This is a genomic window from Thioclava sp. UBA3469 (assembly GCF_002378135.1).
GTDB classification, from domain to species: Bacteria; Pseudomonadota; Alphaproteobacteria; order Rhodobacterales; family Rhodobacteraceae; genus Thioclava; species Thioclava sediminum.
Genome location: NZ_DFRG01000037.1, coordinates 1 through 23,022, shown reverse-complemented (window position 1 = coordinate 23,022; position 23,022 = coordinate 1). Strand labels below are relative to the sequence as shown.

Genomic DNA, 23,022 nt, shown 5'->3' with positions numbered 1-23,022 from the left:
GACGACAAGCGGTGGGACGACAAGCGGTGGGACGACAAGCGGGGGCCTCGATGGTTCGCGTCTGTCCAATCGCGCGATCGTTGCAATCTATCCGGCGCGCCGCCCTTGCAGAGCCCTGCCCCATCCTTTAGAGGCCCGCTCAACCGGTCGCAGCCTACCCGGTCATCAAAACAAGGGTTCAAATATGAAGACTCTCGTCATCTGCTCGGGCGGACTCGATTCCGTATCGCTCGCCCATATCGTCGCCGCTGAGGGTAATCTCACGCGGCTCGTCTCCTTCGACTACGGCCAACGGCACCGCAAGGAGCTTGATTACGCCGCCGCCGCCGCGCGCCGTCTTGGCGTGCCGCATCATCTCATCGACATGCGCCCGATCGGGGCCGCGCTAACCGGATCGGCGCTGACCGACGATATCGACGTGCCCGACGGGCATTACGCCGAAGAGACGATGCGCATCACCGTCGTGCCGAACCGCAACGCGATCATGCTCGCCATCGGCTTCGGCGTGGCCGCCGCAAATAACGACGATGCGGTGGCGACTGCGGTGCATGGGGGCGATCACTTCATCTATCCCGATTGCCGCCCTGCCTTCACCGAGGCCTTCGATGCGATGCAGCGCATGGCGCTCGACGGCTATGCCGATGTGCGGCTCCATACGCCCTTCGTGCATCGCTCCAAGGCCGACATCGTGGCCGAGGGCGCGAAGCACGACACGCCCTTTGCCGAGACGTGGTCGTGCTACAAAGGTGGCGATGTGCATTGCGGGCGCTGCGGCACCTGCGTCGAGCGGCGCGAGGCGTTCCATCTTGCGGGTGTCGCGGATCCGACCGTCTATGCCGATCCGGATTTCTGGGCCAAGGCCGTTGCCGAGAAGGAGGCCCGCTGATGTTCCGTATCCGCAAGGAATTCCACTTCTCCGCATCGCATCAGCTTTCGCATCTGCCCGAAGATCATCAATGCGCGCGGCTGCACGGGCATAATTACATCGTGGTCGTCGAACTGGCCGCCGCGAAGCTCGATGAGAACGGGTTCGTGCGCGACTATCACGATCTGAAACCGCTCAAGACCTATATCGACGACACCTTCGATCACCGGCACCTGAACGACGTGATGGACGTGCCCTCGACCGCAGAGAACATGGCCAAGCATTTCTACGACTGGTGCAAGGCACGATGGCCCGAAACCAGTGCGGCGCTGGTCAGCGAGACGCCCAAGACCTGGGCCGAGTATCGTCCATGACCACCCTTCGCATCGCCGAGATTTTCGGCCCGACCATTCAGGGCGAAGGCGCGCTGATCGGCGAGCCCACGCTCTTCGTGCGCGCGGGCGGCTGCGACTACCGCTGCTCGTGGTGCGACAGCCTCCACGCGGTGGACAGCGCCTATCGCCACACATGGGCGCCGATGAGTTCCGAGGATGTCTGGGCCGAGCTGCGTCGGCTGTCTGGCGACCGCCCGCTGACGATCTCGCTCAGCGGCGGAAACCCGGCCGTTCAGGATTTCGGACCGCTGATCGCGCTCGGGCGAGCCGCTGGCTACCGCTTCGCCTGCGAGACGCAGGGGTCTGTCGCGCGGCCTTGGTTCGGCGATCTGGATACGCTGGTGCTGTCGCCGAAGCCGCCTTCGAGCGGAGAGCAGGTCGATTGGGACGCCTTTGCCGATTGCGTGGCAGCCGGACGCTCGGCCCGCAGCACCGTGATGAAGATCGTGATCTTCGACCGGGCGGATTACGATTGGGCGAAGAACGCCCATGCCCGCCACCCGGATCTGCCGCTCTTTCTTCAGCCGGGCAATCCCGAGGTCGACCCGGAGGTTCCGGTCGATCCGCAGGGTCTGGCCGACCGGCTTGGCTGGCTGACGGACACCGCTATGGCGGACAACTGGTTCGCGCCCCGCATCCTGCCGCAGCTGCATGTTCTGATCTGGGGCAACAAGCGCGGCGTTTGATCCACCGGAGCGGCGAAGCGCCAAAACATCACTCGGGCGCGACCCGCGTCACGCAGCGGTGCGGTTCGCGAAACTCGTGACGCGACGCACCATTTCGTCGAAATCGAATGGCTTCAACAGAACTTCAGTATCCGTAAGCGTCGTGGCCGTTGCCGCTTCCTCGTCATATCCGGTCATGAACATCACCCTCAGATCTTCTCGCGCTTCGCGCGCCCGGGCTGCGAGTTCCCGGCCGGTCATACCGCCCGGCAAGCCGATATCCGTCAGGAGAAGCGTCACCTCGGGCTGGTCCTGCAACACCTGAAGCCCGGCCGCCGCATGGGCCGCCTGGTAGACCGTGAAGCCTGCCTCTTCCAACGCCTCCACGACGACGAAACGCACGATCGCCTCATCGTCGACGACGAGAATCGTGTGTCCGCCCCCCGAGGCGGGTTCCTCGCTTACATGCAGATCCACCTCGGCGCGCGCGACCATCTCGAGCGAGCGCGGGAGGAAAATGTTCACGGTCGTCCCCTTGCCCAGTTCGGAGTCGATCGTCGCGCAACCGCCGCTTTGGCGCGCGAACCCGTAGACCATCGAAAGCCCGAGGCCGGTGCCCTTCTCGCTGGGCTTCGTCGTGAAATAGGGATCGAAGGCTTTCGAGATTTCCTCCGAAGTCATCCCCGTTCCGGTGTCGTGCACGGACAGACGCAGGTAGTCGCCGGGCGGAAGCTCCGAGTTCTCGGTCTCGATGGCCTCGTTGGTCGTGCTGATCGTGATCGTGCCGCCATCGGGCATCGCATCGCGCGAATTGATGCACAGATTGAGAAGCGCGCTCTCAAGCTGGTTCGGGTCGACCATCGCGGGCCAAGCCTCCGGGTCGTCCTCCGCCCTTACCAGAATATGCGGCCCGATGGAGTGCCGCATCAGGTCTTCCATGCTGCGAACCAGTTGCGGCACGTCGGTGGGCTTGGGCATCAGCGACTGCTGACGCGAGAAGGCGAGCAAACGCTGTGTGACGCTGGCGGCCCGCTCGGTCGAGGCTTGCGCGGCTTCGAGATAACGCAGAATTTCCTCGCGACGCCCGTCTTCGAGCCGTTTTGCGACGAAGTCGAGCGACCCGGAAATCGCCGTGAGGAGATTGTTGAAATCGTGGGCGAGCCCCCCGGTCAACTGCCCGACGGCCTCCATTTTCTGGGCCTGCCGGAGCTCTCCCTCCCGCTGCATGAGCTTCGCGGTCTGCTCTTCGACGCGCTGCTCCAGCGTTTCATTCAGCCTGGACAGTGCCGCAGCCGCCTTGTCGCGCTCTTCGAGAATGGCGCGCCGGTCATCGAGATCCATCAGAACGCCTGCGAAGATGCGCGGCGTTTCGGCCTCCATCCGGCCATTGGCTTCGACCCAGTGATACCGCCCGTCGGCCCGCTTGACGCGAAACTGATATGCATATGGCGTCGTCTGCTGCGTGGCGCGATCGATCGCCGCCATCAGCCCCGGTTTGTCGTCCTCATGAACGTTCACGACAATCTGGTCGATCGTCAGACCTGCAGCGCCCTGCGCGGGATCGAGCCCCATGCTGCGCGAGAATTCTTCATCGAGATCGAAGGTTTCGCTGTCGAGATACCAGACCCAAGTGCCAAGGATCGCCCCGGCGGACAGCGCGCGTGCGATATGACGCGCGTTCTTTTCCGCGCGGCGCTGGCTTTCGCGTAGTTCGCGCTCTTTCTGTTTGCGTTCGGTGATATCGCGAAACAGAACCGCGACCTGCGCTTTCGCGGCGGGCTCCACCCGCGTCGCGGAGACCTCGATATGCCGTCCGGCCTCGACGAACTCGCGCTCGAACCTCAGAGGCTCTCCGGTTCTGAGCACTTCGCCGTAGATTTTGACCCACTCGCCCCCGTCTTGCGGTGCGACATCATAAACGGTCTTGCCGACGATATCGTCGATCCCGGTATGTCTTTCGTAACCGGAATTGGCTTCGATATGGACATAGTCGCTGAGGGGGCCTCTGGGACCGTCGATGAACTGGATGACGCAGAATCCGTCATCGATCAGCTCCATCAGGGCCTTGTAGCCGGCATCAGGAGCCGCGTCGTCCTCAGTTCCGAGCGCATCACGCCGGAAAGCTTCTTGCCAAGTCACATAATATCCAATGCAGGTAAGTGCGTCTCCACCACGCATCACAAGTATAGCTTTTCCTTAATCTTACAAACATGTTTCGGTCACATAAAAAATGGTGGACGAATTGCCGCGAGGAAAATTATCTATAAAGCATGACGGATACACCTCATGAAACACATTCGCAGCGCATCGCGCGGATACTTTCGGATCGCATCATTTCCGGAGAGATTCCGCCCGGCGCCCGGCTGAGACAGGACCATATCGCAACCGAGTTCGGCGCAAGCCACGTCCCGGTGCGCGAAGCCTTTCGCGAATTGCAGGCGCGCGGATTGGCCGAGAGCGAAGCGCGCCGCGGCTTTCGGGTAACCGAGTTCGACGTGGCCGAACTGCGCGAAGTGGCGGAGATGCGCGCCAGCCTCGAACCCTTGGCGCTGCGCCATGCGGCCCCAAACATGACACGCACGATTCTCCAAAAAGCTGAACAGGTTACGCGGATTGGAGACAGCGCTAGAACCGTCCGTGATTGGGAGGCCGCGAACCGTCAATTCCACCAGTTGATCCTGACACCCTGCGGGATGCCACGACTTCTGGAGACGATCGACAATCTGCAGACGACCAGCGCACGCTTCCTTTTTGCTGCCTGGCGTCGAGACTGGGAAGCCCGCTCGGACCATGACCACCGGATCATCATCACCGCCCTCCACAAGGGACAGACAGACCTGGCCTGCGCAACCTTGGCACGCCATGTCGGCTGGATCGGCAAACGCAAGTCATCGATAAAAAATGCCGACGTACACGAGACTTACGTGATTTCCGGGTAATTATCTATAACTTCAATTGATAGCCCCGGATGTCCCTGCATAGTCATAGATAGAAATTCCAACTATCGACTGAGGACAGGTTCAATGACGGTTTTCGACACTTCCCAGAAGCTCACTCACACTCTCTGGCGCGGCCTTGGCCTCGCGCTTTGCGGCGCTGCCCTGATCACACTCGGCGCGAAGCTTCAGGTGCCTTTCTGGCCCGTGCCGATGACTTTGCACACGCTTGCGGTCTTCTTCATCGCAGCGAGCGTCGGCCCCAGAATGGCGGCCGCCGCGATGACCACCTATCTCATGATGGGCGCGATGGGGGCGCCGGTCTTCTCGGGCACACCCGAGCGCGGCATCGGGCTGGCCTACATGATGGGACCGACCGGGGGTTACCTTCTGGGCTTTCTGCTCGCGGCGCCCTTGATCAGCGTGCTCGCACGTGGCCGCGGCTGGCTCGGCAGAGCGCTGGCGATGCTCGCCGGGCTGATCGTGGTCTATGCCGCGGGCCTAGCCTGGCTCGCTAATTTCGTGCCCGCGTCGAAACTTCTCGCAACCGGCGTCGCACCTTTCGTTCCGGGGGATCTGGTCAAGATCGCAATTGCCAGCGGTCTCGCGACGGGCCTCACCCGCCTGAAGGAGCGCGCGTAACCATGGCGGAGGGCATCAGAAACGATTGGAGCATGGCGCAGGCGAAGGCGATCCACGACCTGCCCTTCCCCGAGCTTCTTCACCGGGCGCAAACGGTTCACCGCACCCATTTCGACCCGAGCGCGATCGAGACGGCGAGCCTGCTGTCGATCAAGACCGGCGGCTGCCCGGAAGATTGCGGATACTGCTCGCAATCCGCGCATTACGAGACCGGCGTGAAAGCCACCAAGCTGATGAAGACAGACGAGGTCCTGAGCGCCGCACGACGCGCGAAGGCCTCAGGCGCGCAACGGTTCTGCATGGGCGCGGCGTGGCGCAGCCCGAAGGATCGCGACATGGATGCGCTGTGCGAGATGGTGCGCGGCGTCTCGGAGCTGGGGCTGGAGACCTGCATGACGCTGGGCATGCTCTCGCCTGAGCAGGTCGCGAAACTGAAAGCGGCGGGGCTGGATTTCTACAACCACAACATCGACACGTCGCCGGACTATTACCGGAAGATAGCGACGACCCGCACGATGGAGGACCGGCTCGATACGGTCGAGAACGTGCGCAAAGGCGGCATTCGCGTCTGTTGCGGCGGGATCCTGGGCATGGGCGAAGCCGAGGCGGATCGGATCGCCATGCTGGTGACGCTCGCCACTCTGCCCGCGCACCCGGACAGCGTGCCGATCAACCTCTGGAACGAGATCGACGGCGTGCCGGTGCAAAAGAATGCCGAGCCGGTCGACCCTTTCGCGCTGGTGCGGATCGTCGCGCTCGCGCGGATCCTGATGCCCGCATCGGTGGTGCGGCTTTCGGCAGGCCGCACCGGGATGAGCGACGCGTGGCAGGCGCTGTGCTTCCTCGCGGGCGCGAACTCGATTTTCGTGGGCGACCAGCTTCTGACCACGGACAACCCCGCAGCCTGGAAAGATCAGGACCTGTTGGCGCGGCTGGGCATGCACGTAGCCCCTGCGAAGCCGAGCGCCGAACCGGCACCCGTGGCTTGAGCGCGCGACCGTCTCGGGCACCGCGCCCGAGACGGTTAAGCTCTGGCCCCGACGCATACGGACGCGTCCCGCGGGTTCACGGTCGGGTCAGCGTTGACCTTCCGCCTCCGCGACGTGGCCTTTGACCTTCAGGAAACTGTCCGGCGTCACCGATATCGAGTCGATCCCGAACTCCACCAGCCTGCGGGCGAATTCCGGGTAGTTCGACGGCGCCTGACCGCAGAGCCCGACCTTCGCGCCCACGCCATGCGCTCTTTCGATGACGCTCCGGATCATCCACTGAACGGCGGCATGCCGTTCGTCGAACAAGGGCGCGAGCCGGTCGCTGTCGCGGTCGATACCCAAGGTCAGCTGCGTCAGATCGTTCGACCCGATGGAGAAGCCGTCGAAGCGCTTGGCGAATTCCTCGGCGAGGATGACGTTCGAGGGCACTTCGCACATCACGTAGATCTGCAGACCGTTCGATCCACGCACCAGCCCTTCCTCGGCCATCACCGCCAGCACGCGGTCGGCTTCTTCGGGCGTCCGGCAGAACGGAACCATCACCAACACATTGTCGAACCCGGCCTCTTCGCGCAGCCGCCGGATCGCCCGACATTCGAGCCGGAACCCCTCGACATAGGCGGGATCGTAATAGCGTGAGGCGCCGCGCCAGCCGATCATCGGGTTGGATTCCACCGGCTCGAATTGCCGCCCGCCAAGCAGGTCGGCATATTCGTTCGTCTTGAAATCGCTCAGCCGCAGGATCATCGGGTTCGGATAGGCCACGGCGGCGATCCGGGAGAGCCCCAGCGCCAATTGATCGACGAAATACTCGGCCTTGTCCTCGTATCCCCTTGTGAGCGTTTCGATTTCCTCCCGCACCTCCGCCTCCCGGATGTCGGAGAAATGCAGCAGCGCCATCGGATGGACCCGGATCGTGTTCGAGATCACGAATTCCATCCGCGCCAGACCGACACCGTCGATCGGCAGCCGCCACCAGCGCGCCGCAATGGCCGGGTTGGCGAGGTTGAGCATGACCTTGGTCTTGGTTTCCGGCACCGCGTCGAGGTTCAAATCTTCGACCGTGAACTCGGCAAAGCCGTCATAGACCCGGCCCTCGTCGCCTTCGGCGCAGCAGACGGTCACCTCCTGCTCGTCATGCAGCACATGGGTGGCATCGCCACAGCCGACGATGGCGGGCACGCCCAATTCGCGGCTGACGATGGCGGCGTGGCTGGTTCTGCCGCCGTGATCGGTGATGATGGCCGAGGCGCGTTTCATGACTGGCACCCAATCGGGGTCCGTCGTCGAGGTGACAAGCACCGAGCCGTCCACGAAATCGTCGATATCCTTGACGTCTTCGATCAGGCAGACCCGCCCGGTCGCGATCTGCTCGCCGACCGACAGGCCGCTGACCACGACCGGGCCATGCGCGCCGATGGTGTAGCGCCGGAGCGATCCCGCAGAGACCCGCGACTGCACCGTCTCGGGGCGCGCCTGCACGATAAACAGCTTCCCCGTGACGCCGTCTTTCGCCCATTCCATATCCATCGGCTGTCCGTAATGGGCTTCGATGGTCGCCGCCTGCTGCGCGAGGTCGAGCACCTCGTCATCCGACAGGACGAACCTCCCGCGTTCGGCTTTCGATGTCGGCACGTTGCGCACCGGGTTCGGGGCATCCGGCCCGGCGTAGATCATCTTGATCTCTTTCGCCCCGAGCTTTTTCTCGATGATCGGTTTGATCCCCGCCTTGCCAAGGAACGGCTTGTAGACCTGAAACTCGTCCGGCGTGACCGCGCCTTGCACGACATTCTCGCCCAAGCCCCAGGCCGCGCTGATCAGCACGACCTTGTCGAAGCCGGTTTCCGTGTCGATCGAGAACATCACACCCGACCCGCCGATATCGGAGCGCACCATCTGCTGAACGCCCACGGAAAGCGCGACATCGAGGTGATTGAACCCTCTGAGCTTGCGATAGGTGATCGCGCGGTCGGTGAAGAGCGAGGCGTAGCACTTGCGGCATGCGGTCAGAAGCTCCTCTTCGCCCGAGACGTTGAGATAGGTCTCCTGCTGACCGGCAAAGCTGGCATCGGGGAGGTCTTCGGCCGTCGCGCTCGAGCGCACGGCGACGGAGACCTCGGGCACCCCTGCCCGCTTCGACAGATCGCGGTAGGCCTCCCGGATCGCGGCCTCGGTCGAGGCGGGCCAATCGCCGGCCACGATCGTGTCGCGAATGCTCTGCCCCGCGACATGAAGGCTGATCTTGTCGGCATCGTAATCCGCGAGATACCCCGCGATGGCCTCGGTCAGATTGTTCTCGTCAAGGAACATCCGATAGGCGTCGGAGGTGGTAGCGAAGCCCGGCGGGACCTGAATGCCCTTGGCGCCAAGCTCCTGCACCATCTCGCCAAGCGAAGAGTTCTTGCCGCCCACAAGCGCGACATCCTCGCGACGTAAGCTATCGAAAGGAATGACTTCTTTCTTCGTGGTCATGGGCTCGCCTCCCCTGTTTGCACCTGCGGGCACTTTATCTCAGAGGCGCATTTCGACCTTGATCTTTGTCAACGCGGGCCCGCTTGTCCCACATCCCCCAATCCGTTCTGGACAGCGCCAGATTTTCCTGCGATCAAATCTGCGATGGTGTCCGGCCCCAAAGGGTCGGCTGAAAAGGGAACACGGTGCGGGCGATGCCCAACTCCGTGACTGCCCCCGCAACTGTAAGCGGCGAGCGCCACCGGAAACGCCACTGACCTGCATAGGTTGGGAAGGTCCGGTGAAGCCACGACCCGCGAGTCAGGAGACCTGCCATCTCGGATGCGCGCCTAGCGCATCTCGGTCACCTTAAACCCGGGCGGGGTGCCCTGGGACGGAGAGACGAGAGATGGACCAGATCGGACCTCGCATATCGCCGTGCCGCGACCACTCCCGCCCTTTTGCGCGGAGGGCGCGATGCTTTTGGAACGAACGCTTTCACTGCTACAACTCGATATAGGACCGATCTCGCCACTGCGTGCGCGTGAGCTGGGGACGCTCGGCTACATGGAATGGCTCGGCACGCTGCCGGGCGACATGCCCTATGCCAAGGCGGCGATCGTCGCCCATATGCAGGCCTATCCGCACTCCCTGATCTCGCCCGCGGTGGAGGTGTTCTGCGAGCTCCTGTTGGAGTCGCTGACCCCGCAGCCTTTCGCCTTGCCGATCGAGATGCCCCCGCCGGTGCGGCGCGGCGGCGCTCGCGCCCGACGCGGCCTCTGACCCGTTTCTCGTCTTGCGGTCGCATGCTGCGGCCCGGCCGAGGACCATTGCAGCAGGAAACGGCACTCCGTTTCCTGTGAGGCTCGGCTTTTCCAAACGATGGTCATGGATGAACTGAGAGGATCTCTCCATGAATGATAACAAACTGACCCGTCTGCTCGACGCGCGCCCGGTGATCTGCGCCGAGGGCTTCCTGTTCGAACTGGAACGGCGCGGCTATCTGACCGCCGGGGAATTCGTGCCCGAGGTGGCGCTCGAATACCCGCAGGCACTGCGCAATCTGCATGTCGATTTCCAGCGCGCCGGCAGCGATATCGTCGAGGCCTTCACCTATAACGGCCACCGCGAGAAGATGCGCGTGATCGGCAAGGAAGACCTGCTGGAGCCGCTCAATCGCGCGGCGCTGAAGATCGCGCGCGAGGTCGCCAATGCGAAGACCGGCAACCTGATGGCGGGCAATATCTCGAACACGAATATCTGGGACCCGACCGATCCGGCACGGCAGGCCGAGGTGCGCGCGATGTTCGACGAGATGATCGGCTGGGCGGTCGAGGAAGGCGCGGATATCATTATCGGCGAGACTTTCTACTACGCGGGCGAGGCGCTTTGCGCGCTGGAAGCCGCAAAGGCGTCGGGGCTGCCTGTGGTGCTGACGCTGGCGCCGATGGCGGGCAACGAGATGATGGACGGGGTCGGCATCGTCGAGACCTGCCAGCAGCTCGAACAGGCGGGCGCGGATGTCGTCGGGCTGAACTGCTTCCGCGGGCCGCAGACGATGATGCCGTGGCTGCGCAAGGTGCGCGCGGCGGTGAGCTGCCATGTCGGCGCCCTGCCCGTGCCCTACCGGACCACGAAGGAGGAGCCGACCTTCTTCAACCTCTCCGATCACAACGGCTGCACCTGCCCCTCGCCGCATGGCCGGACCTTCCCGACCGCGCTCGATCCGCTGGCCTGCAACCGCTACGAGATCGGCGCCTTCGCCCGCGAGGCGCAGGCGATCGGGGTGAATTACCTCGGCGTGTGCTGCGGGGCGAGCCCGATGCATATCCGCGAAATGGCCGAGGCCGTGGGCCGCGAGACCGAGGCCAGCCGCTTCTCGGAGCGCATGGAGAACCACTTCATGTATGGCCAGAACGCCCGCCTTCCGGCGCATATCCGGGCGCTTGGCGACGGCGCCTGAGGCTTGACGCAGCCCTGCCGCGCGAGAGTTTCGCGCGGCAGGGAAATCTATATATTGACACCCATCCACCCTACCGCCCAATATGATGTTGCTTTGGTTCCTGCGAGTCACTCCGCAGGCGAAGAGGGAAGCCGGTGAAATTCCGGCGCTGCCCCCGCAACTGTAAGCGGCGAGCCTCAAGTCCGAATGTCACTGGTGCGATGCGCCGGGAAGACGGACCGAGAGGCGCTCGAGCCGCGAGCCAGGAGACCTGCCAAAGCAGATAGACGACGACCGCGGCGGAGGGCCCGGGCGCGTGGCAGTGTGCTTTGCGCCCTGCCCACGAGCCTTGTCCCGCGCTGCCGACAGCAAACAAAGGGACAGGAACCATGACCATAACCGTCTACTCGAAACCGGCCTGCGTGCAATGCACCGCCACGACCCGCGCGCTGGATGCCAAGGGGATCGACTACAACGTGATCGACCTGACCGAGGATGCCGCGGCGATGGAGATGGTGCAGGATCTCGGCTACCGGCAGGCGCCGGTCGTGATCGCGAACGAGGATCACTGGGCGGGCTTTCGCCCCGACATGATCAACCGGTTGGCCTGAGACCTAGCCGCGATGGGACAGGCAAAGCTGATCTATTACTCCTCGGCGTCGGGAAACACGCAGCGCTTCGTGGAGCGGCTGGGCCTGCCCGCGCTGCGCCTGCCCGTTTCGGCTGAGGCTCCGATGCCGACCCCGCCCGGCCCCTATGTCCTGATCTGCCCGAGCTATGCCGACGGCAAGGGGCGAGGTGCGGTCGCGAAACCGGTCATCGCCTTTCTCAACGACCCCACCCGCCGCGCGGGCCTGTGCGGCGTCATCGCCAGCGGCAATCGCAATTTCGGCGCACTCTTCGCCTGCGCGGGCGATCTGCTGGCGCGCAAATGCAATATCCCCGTGCTTTACCGGTTCGAGTTGGCAGGCACGGACAGTGACATCGCCCGCGTGCGCGCGGGTCTCGAAACCTTCTGGAGGCAGGAATGCTCGATAGCGACGTGACACCGAGCGGGGCCATGGCCTCGGAATTCGCGGGGCTTGATCACCACGCGCTCAACGCGATGCTCAATCTCTACGATGCGGAGGGCAATATCCGCTTCGACGCCGACCGGATGGCGGCGCGGCAATATTTCCTGCGCCATGTGAACCAGAACACGGTGTTCTTCCATTCGCTGGACGAGAAGCTCGGCTATCTGGTGGAGGAAGGCTATTACGACGCGGGCGTCCTCGATCAGTATTCGCGCAACTTCCAGCGCGCGATCTGGGACGCGGCCTTTGCCGCCAAGTTCCGCTTTCCGACCTTCCTCGGCGCGTTCAAGTACTACACCTCCTACACGCTGAAGACCCGTGACGGGCAGCGGTATCTCGAACGCTACGAGGACCGCGTCGTGATGGTGGCGCTGACGCTCGCGCGCGGCGACGAGGCGCTGGCGATGCGCCTGATGGAGGAGATGCTGGCGGGCCGTTTCCAGCCCGCGACGCCGACCTTCCTCAATGCGGGCAAAAAGGCGCGCGGCGAATTCGTGTCGTGTTTCCTGCTGCGGCTGGAAGACAACATGGAAAGCATCGGGCGCGGCATCAACTCGGCGCTGCAGCTGTCGAAACGCGGCGGCGGCGTGGCCCTGATGCTAACCAATATCCGCGAATATGGCGCGCCGATCAAAGGGATCGAGAACCAGTCCTCGGGCGTGATCCCGGTGATGAAACTGCTCGAAGACAGCTTCAGCTATGCCAACCAGCTGGGCGCGCGTCAGGGCGCGGGCGCGGTCTATCTGCACGCCCATCACCCCGACATCCTGCGTTTCCTCGACACCAAGCGCGAGAATGCGGACGAGAAGATCCGGATCAAGACGCTGAGCCTCGGCGTGGTGATCCCCGACATCACCTTCGAGCTCGCGAAGAAGAACGAGGAGATGTATCTCTTCTCGCCCCATGACGTGGAGCGGGTCTATGGCCGCGCTTTCTCGGAGATTTCCGTCACCGAGAAGTATCACGAGATGGTCGATGACGCGCGCATCCGCAAACGCAAGATCAACGCCCGCGCCTTCTTCCAGACACTGGCCGAGATCCAGTTCGAAAGCGGCTATCCCTACATCATGTTCGAGGACACGGTGAACCGCGCCAACCCGATCGCGGGGCGGATCACCATGTCGAACCTGTGTTCGGAAATCCTGCAGGTGGCCGAGCCCTCGGAATTCGACGAGGATCTGGGCTATGCGCGGATGGGCACCGATATCTCGTGCAATCTGGGCTCTCTCAACATCGCGAAGGTGATGGATGGCGGCGATCTGGGCGCAAGCGTCGGGGCGGCGATCCGCGCGCTTTCGGCGGTGTCGGAGATGAGCGCCATCAACGCCGTCCCCTCGATCCGCAAGGGCAATGAGGAAAGTCACGCGATCGGTCTGGGCCAGATGAACCTGCACGGTTTCCTCGCCCGCGAGCGCATCCACTATGGCAGCCCCGAGGGGATTGAGTTCACCTCCGTCTATTTCGCCGCCGTGGCCTATCACGCGCTGGCGGAATCGAACCGGCTGGCGGCCCAGCACGGGCGCAGCTTCGAAGGGTTCGAGGCCTCTGCCTATGCGGATGGCAGCTTCTTCGAGAAATACGTGACCCGCGATTGGCTGCCTGAGAGCGAGACCGTCACGGCCCTGTTCGACCGCTTCGGGATCACCCTGCCCTCGCGCGCCAACTGGGCCGCCCTGCGCGAGCGCGTGATGGAGACCGGCCTGTGGAACCGCAATCTGCAAGCCGTGCCGCCGACCGGCTCGATCAGCTATATCAACAACGCCACCGCCTCGATCCACCCGATCACCGCGAAGATCGAGATCCGCAAGGAAGGCAAGATCGGCCGGGTCTATTACCCCGCGCCCTATATGACGAACGACAATCTGGAGTTCTACCGCGACGCCTATCAGATCGGTCCCGAGGCGATCATCGACACCTATGCGGCGGCGACCGAGCATGTCGATCAGGGCCTGTCGCTGACGCTGTTCTTCCCCGCCGAGGCCACGACCCGCGACATCAACCGCGCCCAGATCTACGCCTGGCGGCGCGGCATCAAGACCATCTACTACATCCGCCTGCGCCAAGCGGCCCTTGAGGGGACCGAGGTGCAGGGCTGCGTATCCTGTTCCCTGTGAGGCCCGCCATGAAAGATCTGCACACGCCCCGCCCCGTTCCGCGCCCCGTCCCCCGTGCCGTCAACTGGAACCGCCTTCAGGACGACAAGGATCTGGAGGTCTGGAATCGGCTCACGTCGAATTTCTGGCTACCCGAGAAGGTGCCGCTGTCGAACGACATTCAAAGCTGGTCGCAGCTGACCGAGGACGAACAGACGCTCACGATCCGGGTCTTCACCGGGCTGACGCTGCTGGACACGATCCAGAACACGGTCGGCGCGCCCGCGCTGATGGCCGATGCCGCGACGCCTCACGAGGAAGCCGTGCTGTCGAACATCGCCTTCATGGAGGCCGTGCACGCGCGCAGCTATTCCTCGGTCTTCTCGACTCTGTGCAACACCGCCGAGGTCGACGAGGCCTTCCGCTGGTCGCAGGAGAACCCGCATCTGCAGGCGAAGTCGCGGCTGATCCTCGACGAATACGACGCGACGGCGAGCCCGCTGAAGCGCAAGGTGGCGAGCGTCTTCCTCGAGAGCTTCCTTTTCTATTCGGGCTTCTACCTGCCGATGCACTGGTCGAGCCGCGCGCGCCTGACCAACACCGCCGACCTGATCCGCCTGATCATCCGCGACGAGGCGATCCACGGCTATTACATCGGCTACAAGTTCCAGCGCGCGCTGGAGCATGTCACCGAGCCCGAGCGCGCCGAGATCAAGGATTTCGCCTTCTCGCTGATGTTCGACCTCTATGACATCGAGGGCCGCTATACCGAGCAACTCTATGACGATCTGGGCCTGACCGAGGATGTGAAGCATTTCCTGCATTACAACGCCAACAAGGCGCTGCAGAATCTCGGCTACGAGGCGCTGTTCCCCGAAGAGGCCACCCGCGTGAACCCCGCGATCCTCGCCGCGCTCTCGCCCGGATCGGACGAGAACCACGACTTCTTCTCGGGCTCGGGATCGAGCTATGTGATCGGCAAGGCGGTCGCGACCGAGGACGAGGACTGGGCGTTCTGAGCCTACCGCCGCCCGCGCCTCAGACGGGGCGTGGGTCGGTATCAGAGGGCGCGGTCTCGCCGCCCGATTTCAGCGTGGCGATGAACCGCTTGGTGCGCTCGCGCTCGGGCGCATCGAAGACCTGCCGCGCCGGGCCTGTCTCGACCACGCCGCCGCTTTCCAGAACCACCACACGCTCGGCGATTTGCGAAGCCAGCCGCAGGTCATGCGTCGCCATCACCATCGTCGTGCCTTCTCGGGCAAGCTGCGCGAGAACGTCCACGACTTCAGCGGCCAGTTCCGGGTCGAGCGCCGAGGTCGGCTCGTCGCAGAGCAGCACCTTGGGCGAAGGCGCCAGCGCGCGCGCAATCGCGATCCGCTGCTGCTGACCGCCCGAAAGCGTCGCGGGCCAGGCATCGGCCTTATGCGCCATGCCGACCTTCTCGAGCAGCGACATCGCCCGCTCGCGTGCCTTCGCGGCAGGCCAGTTCTGCACGGTCACGAGGCTTTCCATTACGTTCTCGATCGCGGTGCGATGCGGGAAGAGCTGGAAATTCTGGAACACCATGCCGGTCTGCTGGCGGATGCTCTGGATCTGGGCGCGCGACAGCTTGCCGCCTTCGCTCAGCGTAACGGACGCGTCGCCGATGGCGAGCGTGCCGCTCGTGGGCACCTCCAGCAAGTTGATCGTGCGCAAGAGCGTGCTCTTGCCGCCGCCCGAGGGGCCGATCAGCGCGGTCACGGAGCCCTCAGGCAGAGACAGCGAAATCCCCGATAGGACCTCGTTCTCGCCGAACCGCTTGGTGATATTCGACAGCTCGATCATGTGCGTTCCTCCAGAAAGCCGCCATATTGGCCGAGGCGCCGTTCGAGACGCCCCTGCAGCGCCGACAGGACAGAGCAGAGCGCGAGATAGATCAGTGCCGCCTCGACATAGAGGACGAGAGGTTCATAGGTGGTCGCCACGATCCGCTGCGCCGCTTGAAACAGTTCCGGCACGGTGATCGCGGCGGCGAGCGACGTATCCTTCACCAGCGAGATGAAGCTGTTGGACAGAGGCGGCACCGCGACCCGCGAGGCCTGCGGCACGATGGTGCGGGTCATCGTCTGCCGCCAGTTCATGCCGATGGAATAGGACGCTTCCCACTGGCCTTTGGAGACCGAAGACAGCGCCGCGCGCAGGATCTCGGACGTGTAGGCGCCGACATTCAGCGTGAAGCCGATCAGCCCCGCCACGAAAGCATCGAGCGTGATCCCGAGGCTCGGCAGCCCGTAGAAGATCAGGAACAGCTGCACCAGAAGCGGCGTGCCCCGGATCACCCAGACATAGAACCGCACGATCCACACCAGCGGGCGCGGACCGAAGAGACGGATCACCGCGCAGAGCAGCCCGAGCGCAAGGCCCAGCGTGAAGGTGATAAGCGTCAGCGGGATCGTGAAGGTCACCGTCGCCTGCAAAAGCGGCACGAGCGACGACCACATCAGGGGCAACCAGTCAGCCATAGCGGATCCTTTCTGCAAGCCTCACGCGCGCCTCCGGGCCGAACCCCGAGGCGCGCGCGGCTCTACATGCGCCTTACTTCGAGACGTCCTCGCCGAAATATTCCTGCGAGATCTTCTGATACGTGCCGTCAGCCTTCATCTCGTCGAGCGCCTTGTTGATCGCAGCGAGCAGCTCGGGCTGCTCCTTGGCGATGATCACGCCGGAATAGTTCGCATCCGGCTGCGTCGCGGCCAGTTTCACCGGGGCATCCGGCTTGTGCTTCTTGAAATCGAGGAAGGACAGGCTGTCATTCACCGTCGCGTCCGCGCGGTTCTGCAAGACGAGCGCGATCGACTGGTCGAACCCGTTCGTTCCGATCAGTTCGGCGCCGTGATCGGAAGCGATCTTGCCGAAATTGCTCGACAGGGTCTGCGCGGCGGTCTTGCCTTTCAGATCGTCGAAGCTGCTGATGTCGGTCTCGCCTTCGCGCACGATCAGCGCCGCTTTCGACGCGATATAGGGCTGAGAGAAATCGTATTTCTTCTTGCGCGCATCGGTGATGCCCACCTCGTTGATCACCGCGTCGTAGCGGTCGGCGTCGAGCCCTGCGATCAGACCGTCCCAGCGGCCTTCAAGGAACTTCACCTTCACGCCCAGCTTCTCGCCGATGGCGCGGGCGATGGCGACGTCGAAGCCGGTCAGCTTGCCGGACTCGTCGTGATAGGTGAAGGGCGGATAGGTGCCTTCGGTGCCGACGCGGAAGACGCCGTCTTTCTGGATGTCGGCAAGGCTCGCGGCCTGGGCTGCGGGTGCCACGATCCCGGCAAGGGCTGCGATGGCGATGAGGGTGCGAATGGGTTTCATGCGAGATACCTCCGATAGGTCGAAGACGCCGCCCTGTGGCGGGTCGGAATAACAGGCGCCTTACCTAGTAATGCGGCAAGGCGAAGTCGATGCGGCAGGCAAACATATGATAAAATTAGTCTTTTATTCCCTCTCGCATGGCGGGAGCGGAACGAAATCCAGCACCGTGTCGCGCGGTGGAAAGCCTGTTCCACGGCGTGCGGGCGCGGCGAAACACTGTCATCCGACATACGGTTGCGCGCCTCCCCGATGTTGCGAAAAGGCGCGCTCTGCCCCGGCATCGCGCTACGCTTCCGCCCCGCCGGACTGCCTGCCCAATCGCCGCGTCAGGGCGGTCTCCAACAGGCTCAGCGCGTCGTAGACGAGCACCGCGAACAGCCCCACGATCACGCCGCCTTGCAACACGAAGGCGGTGTTGCTGGTCAGAAGCCCCGCGATGATCACCTCGCCCAAAGTGCGCGCGGCCACGGTGGAGCCGACGGTCGCCGTGCCGATGGCAATCACGACCGACAGCCGGATGCCCGTCAGGATCACCGGAAGCGCCAGCGGAAGCTCCACCCGGATCAGACGTTGCCAGCGGGTCAGGCCGATGCCGCGGGCGGCCTCCATCGTCGCGGGCGGCAGAGTCGAGAGCCCCGCGATGGCCGTCTCGAAGATCGGCAGCAACCCGTAGAGGAACAGCGCCACCAGCGTCGGCCCCGCCCCGAAGCCGAGCGCAGGTACCGCCAGCGCCAGCACCGCGACGGGCGGAAAGGTCTGGCCGATATTGGTAATCGTGCGCGACAGCGGCAGGAAGGCCGCCCCCGCCGGCCGCGTCACGAGGATGGCAAGGCCCACCGCGACCAGCGTCGCCAACCCCGAGGCCAGCGCCACCAGCCCCAGATGACTCAGCGAGAGCGACAGGATCGAGGCGCGCTCGTAGATCACCGGACCGCCCGCCGGGGCGAAGGGTGCAAAGACCGGCGCGAACCAATGCGGGCGCAGGACCAGCGCCAGCAAGAGCGCCACGCAGGCGGCCCGGATCATGCCGCTACGGCTCATGCCAGCTCCGCCGCGCGGGCGCGGATCGTGGCCAGCGTGACCCGGCCAAGCGGGGTGTCCCCGTCGGCCACCGGCAGCGCCTCGCAGCCGCGCCACAGACACAGCGACAGCGCATCACGCAGGCTGGTGTCTGGCGCGATCGGCTCGCCCTCGGCGGTGCCGTCTTCCAGCACGTCCGAGACCGGGATCAGCGACAAAAGCCGCAACGGACGGTCGACGCCACCCACCATCTGAGCGACAAAATCGGTGGCGGGCGCGGCGATGATCTCGGCGGGCGTGCCATGTTGCAGCAGCTTGCCGCCATCCATCACCGCCACCCGGTCGCCCAGATGGATCGCCTCTTCCATGTCATGCGTCACGAGCACGATGGTCGAACCGAGCTGCCGCTGGATATGCCGCAGATCGGCTTGCGCCCGGGCCCGGATGATCGGGTCGAGCGCGCCGAAGGGCTCGTCCATCAGCAGCAGATCGGGCCGCGAGGCCAGGGCGCGGGCCACGCCGACGCGCTGTTGCTGACCGCCCGACAGCTCCGCCGGGTAGCGGTCGCGAAACTGCGCGGGCTCCATCGAGAACAGGTCCAGCAACTCGTCGACGCGGGCGCGCGTCTTATCCTTGGACCAGCCGAGCAGCTTGGGAACCGCACCGATATTGCCCGCGATCGTGTAATGCGGAAACAGCCCGTCGCCCTGAATGACGTAACCGATCCGGCGGCGCAGCTCGTGCTTGGGCAGCGCGCTAGTGGCCTCGCCATTGATCCGCACCTCGCCCGAGCTGGGTTCGATCAGCCGGTTGATCATCCGCAGTAGCGTGGTCTTGCCCGAGCCGGACGTACCCACGATCACCGTGATCGTGCCGGTCTCAACCGTCATCGAGACGTGGTCGACCGCTGCGGTGTCCTCATAGAGCTTCGTGATCTCGTCGATTTCGATCATTCTTCACGCTCCGTTCGAGGGGTCGTCAGTTCGACGAGGATGTCCATCGCGATGGCCGAAAACAGCGCCAGCGCGACAGTGGGCAATGCGCCCAGCAAGATCAGGTCGCCCGCAGTCTGGTTCAGGCCCTGAAACACGAATGTGCCGTAGCCGCCGCCGCCGATCAGCCCGGCGATCACCGCCAGCCCGATATTCTGCACCAACACGATGCGCAGCCCCGCCAGCACGACCGGCAGGCCCAGCGGCAGCTCCACGCGGGTCAGGCGCTGGCGCCATGTCATGCCCATCCCGCGCGCGGCCTCGAGCGTGGCGGCGGGCGCGGTGCGCAGCCCGGCCAGCACATTGGCGACCACCGGCAGCAGCGAATAGAGGGTCAGCGCGAGGAAGGCCGGCGCGAAGCCGATCCCGGCGATGCCGATCGCGCGGGCGCCGGGGATGACGCCGCTCAGCCAGCTCAGCACCGGGATCATGATCCCGAACATCGCGAGCGAGGGGATCGTCTGCAGGAAGCTCAGCACCGGCAGCAGCGCGCGGCGCAGCGTCGCGTTGCGGTGGGAGAGCACGCCGAGCGGAAGGCCGATCACCGCCGCCGCCAGCAGCGAGCCGAAGGCAAGGCCCAGATGGCGCAGGCTGGCGCTATAGAAGGCGTCCTTGCGGCTCGCGAATTCCTGCGCGATCGACAGTTCGCTCAGCGCGCCCGACCACAGCAGCGCCCCGACCAAAGCGATCACCAGAACCAGCAGCCGGGCCCGCGCGGCAGGCCCCGGCGACAGCGCGGAAAGCGCATCGGCCATCATCAGCGCGAAGACCACCAGCAGGAACCAGAAGCCCGCCGCCGGAGAAACGCGGGCATAGTCTCCCGCCTCCGCAAGCAGGGAAGACGCGCCGAGAACCAATAGCCAGACCAGCCCCGCAAGGCCAAGCGCCGCGCCCGCGATCCGCAAGTAAGGCCGCGCGGCGGGCAGGCCCAAGGCAAGCCCCAGCAGCATCAGCGCCATGCCCGGCCCCGTGATCTGCGGTGCGGCTAAGGTCCAGAGCGCCTTGCCCTCACCGGCGACGATCCGGTTCGCCGCCAAGGTCAGGAAAGGCGCGAAGATCGCGGCCAGACCAAGCACCGCGAACAGCACGCCCGGCGGCGACAGCCCCGCCATCGCGGAGCCTGTGCCCGCCCGTTTGCGAGCCGCCGCGGTCAGTTCAGCACTCCGATCTGCGTCAGATAGTCTTTCGCCACAGCCTCGGCGGGCTCACCGCCGACCTGAATGCGACCGTTCAACTTCTGCAGCGTCTGCATGTCGAGCTTGTCGAAGATCGGGTTTAGCACCTCGGGGATCTTCGGGTATTCCTTCAGCACCGCGTCGCGCACGATCGGGGTGGGCTCGTAGACCGGCTGCACGCCCTTGTCGTCTTCCATCACGACGAGCCCCGCCGCGCCGACACCGCCATCGGTGCCATAGGCCATCGCCGCGTTCACGCCCGAGGTGCCGCGCGCCGCTGCCTGAATGGTCGCCGCCGTGTCACCGCCCGACAGAACCACGGTCTGATCGGGGCTCAGCTTGAACCCGTAGGCCGTCTGCATCGCGGGCAGCACGGCGGGGGACGAGACGAACTCGGTCGAGGCTGCGAGCTTCACGTCGCCGCCATTCGACACCCATTTGCCGAAATCGGACATGGTGGTGAGGTTGTTCTCCTTGGCCAGATCGCCCGTTACGGCAATCGCCCAGGTGTTGTTGGCAGGCGCGGAGTCGAGCCATGTGATATCGTTCTGCTTGTCCAGTTCGGCGGCGCGGTCATGCGCCTTCGTGGCATCCTTCCAGATGTCGCTATCGGCCTCGTTGAAGAAATAGGCCGCGTTGCCGGTGTATTCGGGGTAGATGTCGATCTGGCCCGCGAGGATAGCCTTGCGCACGACCTGCGTGCCGCCCAGCTGCAACCGCCGCTCGACCGGCATTCCGGCATTTTCCAGCGACAGTGCGATGATATTGCCCAAGAGACCGCCTTCGGTGTCGATCTTTGAGGAGACGGTGATATCGGCCTGCGCGGCGGAGGCGAGCGCGCCCCCGAAGACCGCGGCGGCCACGATGAGAGGATATTTCATGGCTGGTCTGGCTCCCTGACAGATGTCTGTACGTGTCTCGAGACGTGATCCTGCCTGAGGTAGGGCCCGCGCCGCGCCCGCCAAGCCTCCCGCGACCCACCAGCCGCATGCGACGCCCCGGCCTGGCCACGGGGCCTTTCAGGGGTGCGTCACATTTGCGCTAGCCCGACGCGCCAAGGTTTGCATAAGTAGTCAAAAGACATGCTCGAAGAGGGCCGTCATGGTTGGAATTGGTACGGGCCTCGCACGGCTCGCGATGGTGGCGGTGCCGAGCGCACTTGGTGTGGCGGCGATCGTTTTTGCGGGCGATCTGAAATCTCTGCCCAGCCCGAGCGAGGCGAACCGCCCCGCCGCGCTGGTGCGGGTGATCACGCTCGCGCCCATCGAGATGATCCCGCGCGTCACCGGCTATGGCACGGTCGTGCCGGTGCGCGAATGGCGCGCCGTCGCCCGGATCGAGGGAGAGATCCGCGACATCGCCAAGCCGCTCGCGCCGGGCGATATCGTGGCCAAGGACACGCCGCTTTTCACCCTCGACGACAGCGATCTGAAACTGCAGCGCGCCAGTCTCGAGGCGCAGGTCGCGGCCTCCAAGGTCAAGGATGAGACGGTGCGCACGAGCCTCGAACTGGCGCGCTCCGACCTTGCGCTGGCCCAGGATGAGCTCGACCGCCAGAAAACGCTGCACGATCTGGGCCGGATCACCCAGCCCCAGCTCGACGCGGCGCGCCGCCAGCAGCTGACCGCGCAGACCAAGGTGACCGATCTCGAGAGCCAGCTGAAGCTGAACGAGGCCGAACGCGAGGTGCTCGATACGCAGGCGGCGACGATCGACCGCTCGATCGGGCTGTCGACGATCTCGGCGCCTTTCGAGCTGCGGGTCAATTCGCTCGACGCGGATCTGGGGCAATATGTCAATCGCGGTCAGGTTCTGCTGAGTGGCGAGGGCGTCGCGGCGGTCGATATCTCCGCGCAATTTCCGATCGGGCGGATGGGCCCCCTGCTCCGGCTCGCGGGCGACGGCACCAAGGTCACCGATCTAAAGGCGCGCGTCACCCTGCCCGAGCCCGAGCATCCCGTTGTCTGGAAGGCCCGGGTCGAGCGGATGGGCGAGGCGATCGACGAGACCACGCAAAGCGCGCCCGTCGTGGTGCGCGTCGACGATCCGCTGGGTCAGGCGCAGGCGGGCGAGCGCCCTCCCCTGCGGCGCAACATGGTGGTGGCGGTGGAACTCGCCGCGCCGAAGCAGAGCCTGCTCGTCGTGCCCGCCGAGGCGGTCGCGGGCGGGAGTGCGATGGTGGTGTCGGAAGATGGCACGCTGGAGAAGCGCGCGGTGAAGACCAGCTTCGTCTCGGGCGATCTGGCGGTGATCGCGCAGGGCCTCAAGGCGGGCGACAAGCTGGTCGTCACCGATCCTTCGATCGCCGTGCCGGGCATGACGGTGAAAGCGACCGAGGATGAGGCGCGCAAGGCCGAGATTGCCGCCGAGGCGCTCGGCCAGACGGCCACCAGCCCGCAACCGGGCAGCGGTGGCGGTGGCGGCGGAGGTGGCGGC

The 23,022-nt window shown here is 64.7% G+C and carries 22 protein-coding genes and 2 riboswitches; of the genes, 13 read left to right on the top strand and 9 right to left on the bottom strand.

The genetic code is table 11. From position 1 onward, the window contains the following. The first annotated feature begins 184 nt into the window (after positions 1 to 184). The 3 genes from queC to queE are packed head-to-tail and all read left to right on the top strand — an operon-like array spanning position 185 to position 1,946. A complete protein-coding gene (gene queC / locus B3D39_RS02900) occupies positions 185 to 886 on the top strand; it encodes a 7-cyano-7-deazaguanine synthase QueC (protein ID WP_274961619.1) in 702 nt (233 codons plus the stop codon). After that, positions 886 to 1,239 carry a 6-carboxytetrahydropterin synthase QueD gene (gene queD / locus B3D39_RS02895; protein ID WP_078539299.1) on the top strand — a complete coding sequence of 118 codons (354 nt, stop codon included), beginning with the start codon at positions 886 to 888 and terminating at the stop codon, positions 1,237 to 1,239. The genes queC and queD overlap by 1 nt, the downstream gene beginning before the upstream one ends. After that, the gene (queE, locus tag B3D39_RS02890; RefSeq protein ID WP_286789362.1) at positions 1,236 to 1,946 is read left to right on the top strand and encodes a 7-carboxy-7-deazaguanine synthase QueE; all 711 of its coding nucleotides are present in this window, start codon (positions 1,236 to 1,238) and stop codon (positions 1,944 to 1,946) included. The genes queD and queE overlap by 4 nt, the downstream gene beginning before the upstream one ends. A 48-nt stretch (positions 1,947 to 1,994) precedes the next feature. Here queE and B3D39_RS02885 read toward each other — a convergent pair whose 3' ends face one another. After that, complete coding sequence (locus B3D39_RS02885; protein ID WP_274961617.1) at positions 1,995 to 4,064, bottom strand: ATP-binding protein; 2,070 nt, start codon at positions 4,062 to 4,064, stop codon at positions 1,995 to 1,997. A 131-nt stretch (positions 4,065 to 4,195) separates the two neighbouring features. Between B3D39_RS02885 and B3D39_RS02880 the strand changes: the two genes are divergently transcribed. From B3D39_RS02880 to bioB, 3 genes are all read left to right on the top strand, one after another. Next, positions 4,196 to 4,864 carry a GntR family transcriptional regulator gene (locus tag B3D39_RS02880; protein ID WP_274961616.1) on the top strand — a complete coding sequence of 223 codons (669 nt, stop codon included), beginning with the start codon at positions 4,196 to 4,198 and terminating at the stop codon, positions 4,862 to 4,864. An 84-nt stretch (positions 4,865 to 4,948) separates the two neighbouring features. Further along, positions 4,949 to 5,503, top strand: a complete 555-nt coding sequence (locus tag B3D39_RS02875) for a biotin transporter BioY (RefSeq protein WP_274961615.1) — start codon at positions 4,949 to 4,951, stop codon at positions 5,501 to 5,503. 2 nt (positions 5,504 to 5,505) lie between these two features. After that, positions 5,506 to 6,492, top strand: a complete 987-nt coding sequence (bioB, locus tag B3D39_RS02870; RefSeq protein ID WP_274961614.1) for a biotin synthase BioB — start codon at positions 5,506 to 5,508, stop codon at positions 6,490 to 6,492. An 87-nt stretch (positions 6,493 to 6,579) separates the two neighbouring features. Here the strand turns inward: bioB and ppsA are convergent, their stop codons facing one another. Beyond that, positions 6,580 to 8,967 carry a phosphoenolpyruvate synthase gene (gene ppsA, locus B3D39_RS02865; RefSeq protein ID WP_286789361.1) on the bottom strand — a complete coding sequence of 796 codons (2,388 nt, stop codon included), beginning with the start codon at positions 8,965 to 8,967 and terminating at the stop codon, positions 6,580 to 6,582. Between the two features lie 128 nt (positions 8,968 to 9,095). Further along, positions 9,096 to 9,298: riboswitch (cobalamin riboswitch) on the top strand. A 125-nt stretch (positions 9,299 to 9,423) separates the two neighbouring features. On the opposite strand from ppsA, the gene B3D39_RS02860 reads away from it, so the two are divergent. The 6 genes from B3D39_RS02860 to nrdF all read left to right on the top strand — a co-directional run bounded on the left by B3D39_RS02860 (position 9,424) and on the right by nrdF (position 15,073). After that, positions 9,424 to 9,729 carry a hypothetical protein gene (locus B3D39_RS02860; RefSeq protein WP_075774686.1) on the top strand — a complete coding sequence of 102 codons (306 nt, stop codon included), beginning with the start codon at positions 9,424 to 9,426 and terminating at the stop codon, positions 9,727 to 9,729. Between the two features lie 130 nt (positions 9,730 to 9,859). Then, positions 9,860 to 10,909 (top strand): homocysteine S-methyltransferase family protein, encoded by a 1,050-nt coding sequence (locus B3D39_RS02855; RefSeq protein WP_274961612.1) that lies wholly within the window; start codon positions 9,860 to 9,862, stop codon positions 10,907 to 10,909. 77 nt (positions 10,910 to 10,986) lie between these two features. Next, positions 10,987 to 11,181, top strand: a riboswitch (cobalamin riboswitch). Between the two features lie 96 nt (positions 11,182 to 11,277). Next, positions 11,278 to 11,499, top strand: a complete 222-nt coding sequence (gene nrdH / locus B3D39_RS02850) for a glutaredoxin-like protein NrdH (RefSeq protein ID WP_078519183.1) — start codon at positions 11,278 to 11,280, stop codon at positions 11,497 to 11,499. Between the two features lie 12 nt (positions 11,500 to 11,511). After that, positions 11,512 to 11,934, top strand: coding sequence for a class Ib ribonucleoside-diphosphate reductase assembly flavoprotein NrdI (gene nrdI / locus B3D39_RS02845; protein ID WP_078519982.1), 423 nt, complete (start codon positions 11,512 to 11,514; stop codon positions 11,932 to 11,934). Beyond that, positions 11,916 to 14,075 carry a class 1b ribonucleoside-diphosphate reductase subunit alpha gene (gene nrdE / locus B3D39_RS02840; RefSeq protein ID WP_286789360.1) on the top strand — a complete coding sequence of 720 codons (2,160 nt, stop codon included), beginning with the start codon at positions 11,916 to 11,918 and terminating at the stop codon, positions 14,073 to 14,075. The genes nrdI and nrdE overlap by 19 nt, the downstream gene beginning before the upstream one ends. A gap of 8 nt (positions 14,076 to 14,083) precedes the next feature. Then, entirely contained in the window at positions 14,084 to 15,073 is a 990-nt protein-coding gene (nrdF, locus tag B3D39_RS02835; protein ID WP_274961611.1) for a class 1b ribonucleoside-diphosphate reductase subunit beta, read from the top strand. A 19-nt stretch (positions 15,074 to 15,092) separates the two neighbouring features. On the opposite strand, the gene B3D39_RS02830 is transcribed toward nrdF, so the two are convergent. From B3D39_RS02830 to osmF, 7 genes are all read right to left on the bottom strand, one after another. Further along, positions 15,093 to 15,878: an amino acid ABC transporter ATP-binding protein gene (locus B3D39_RS02830; RefSeq protein WP_274961610.1), complete on the bottom strand. Its 786-nt coding sequence runs from the start codon at positions 15,876 to 15,878 to the stop codon at positions 15,093 to 15,095. Further along, positions 15,875 to 16,555 carry an amino acid ABC transporter permease gene (locus tag B3D39_RS02825; RefSeq protein ID WP_075774679.1) on the bottom strand — a complete coding sequence of 227 codons (681 nt, stop codon included), beginning with the start codon at positions 16,553 to 16,555 and terminating at the stop codon, positions 15,875 to 15,877. The genes B3D39_RS02830 and B3D39_RS02825 overlap by 4 nt, the downstream gene beginning before the upstream one ends. Positions 16,556 to 16,628: 73 nt before the next feature. Beyond that, entirely contained in the window at positions 16,629 to 17,399 is a 771-nt protein-coding gene (locus B3D39_RS02820) for an amino acid ABC transporter substrate-binding protein (protein WP_274961609.1), read from the bottom strand. A gap of 285 nt (positions 17,400 to 17,684) precedes the next feature. Next, positions 17,685 to 18,440, bottom strand: a complete 756-nt coding sequence (locus tag B3D39_RS02815; protein ID WP_274961608.1) for an ABC transporter permease — start codon at positions 18,438 to 18,440, stop codon at positions 17,685 to 17,687. Continuing rightward, the gene (locus B3D39_RS02810) at positions 18,437 to 19,372 is read right to left on the bottom strand and encodes an ABC transporter ATP-binding protein (protein ID WP_274961607.1); all 936 of its coding nucleotides are present in this window, start codon (positions 19,370 to 19,372) and stop codon (positions 18,437 to 18,439) included. The genes B3D39_RS02815 and B3D39_RS02810 overlap by 4 nt, the downstream gene beginning before the upstream one ends. Further along, complete coding sequence (locus B3D39_RS02805; protein WP_286789359.1) at positions 19,369 to 20,523, bottom strand: ABC transporter permease; 1,155 nt, start codon at positions 20,521 to 20,523, stop codon at positions 19,369 to 19,371. Before B3D39_RS02805 ends, B3D39_RS02810 begins: the two co-directional genes overlap by 4 nt. A gap of 38 nt (positions 20,524 to 20,561) precedes the next feature. Then, entirely contained in the window at positions 20,562 to 21,467 is a 906-nt protein-coding gene (osmF, locus tag B3D39_RS02800; RefSeq protein ID WP_274963215.1) for a glycine betaine ABC transporter substrate-binding protein OsmF, read from the bottom strand. 220 nt (positions 21,468 to 21,687) lie between these two features. On the opposite strand from osmF, the gene B3D39_RS02795 reads away from it, so the two are divergent. Next, positions 21,688 to 23,022, top strand: a 1,335-nt coding sequence (locus B3D39_RS02795) for an efflux RND transporter periplasmic adaptor subunit (RefSeq protein WP_286789358.1), incomplete at its 3' end; no start/stop codon positions are given.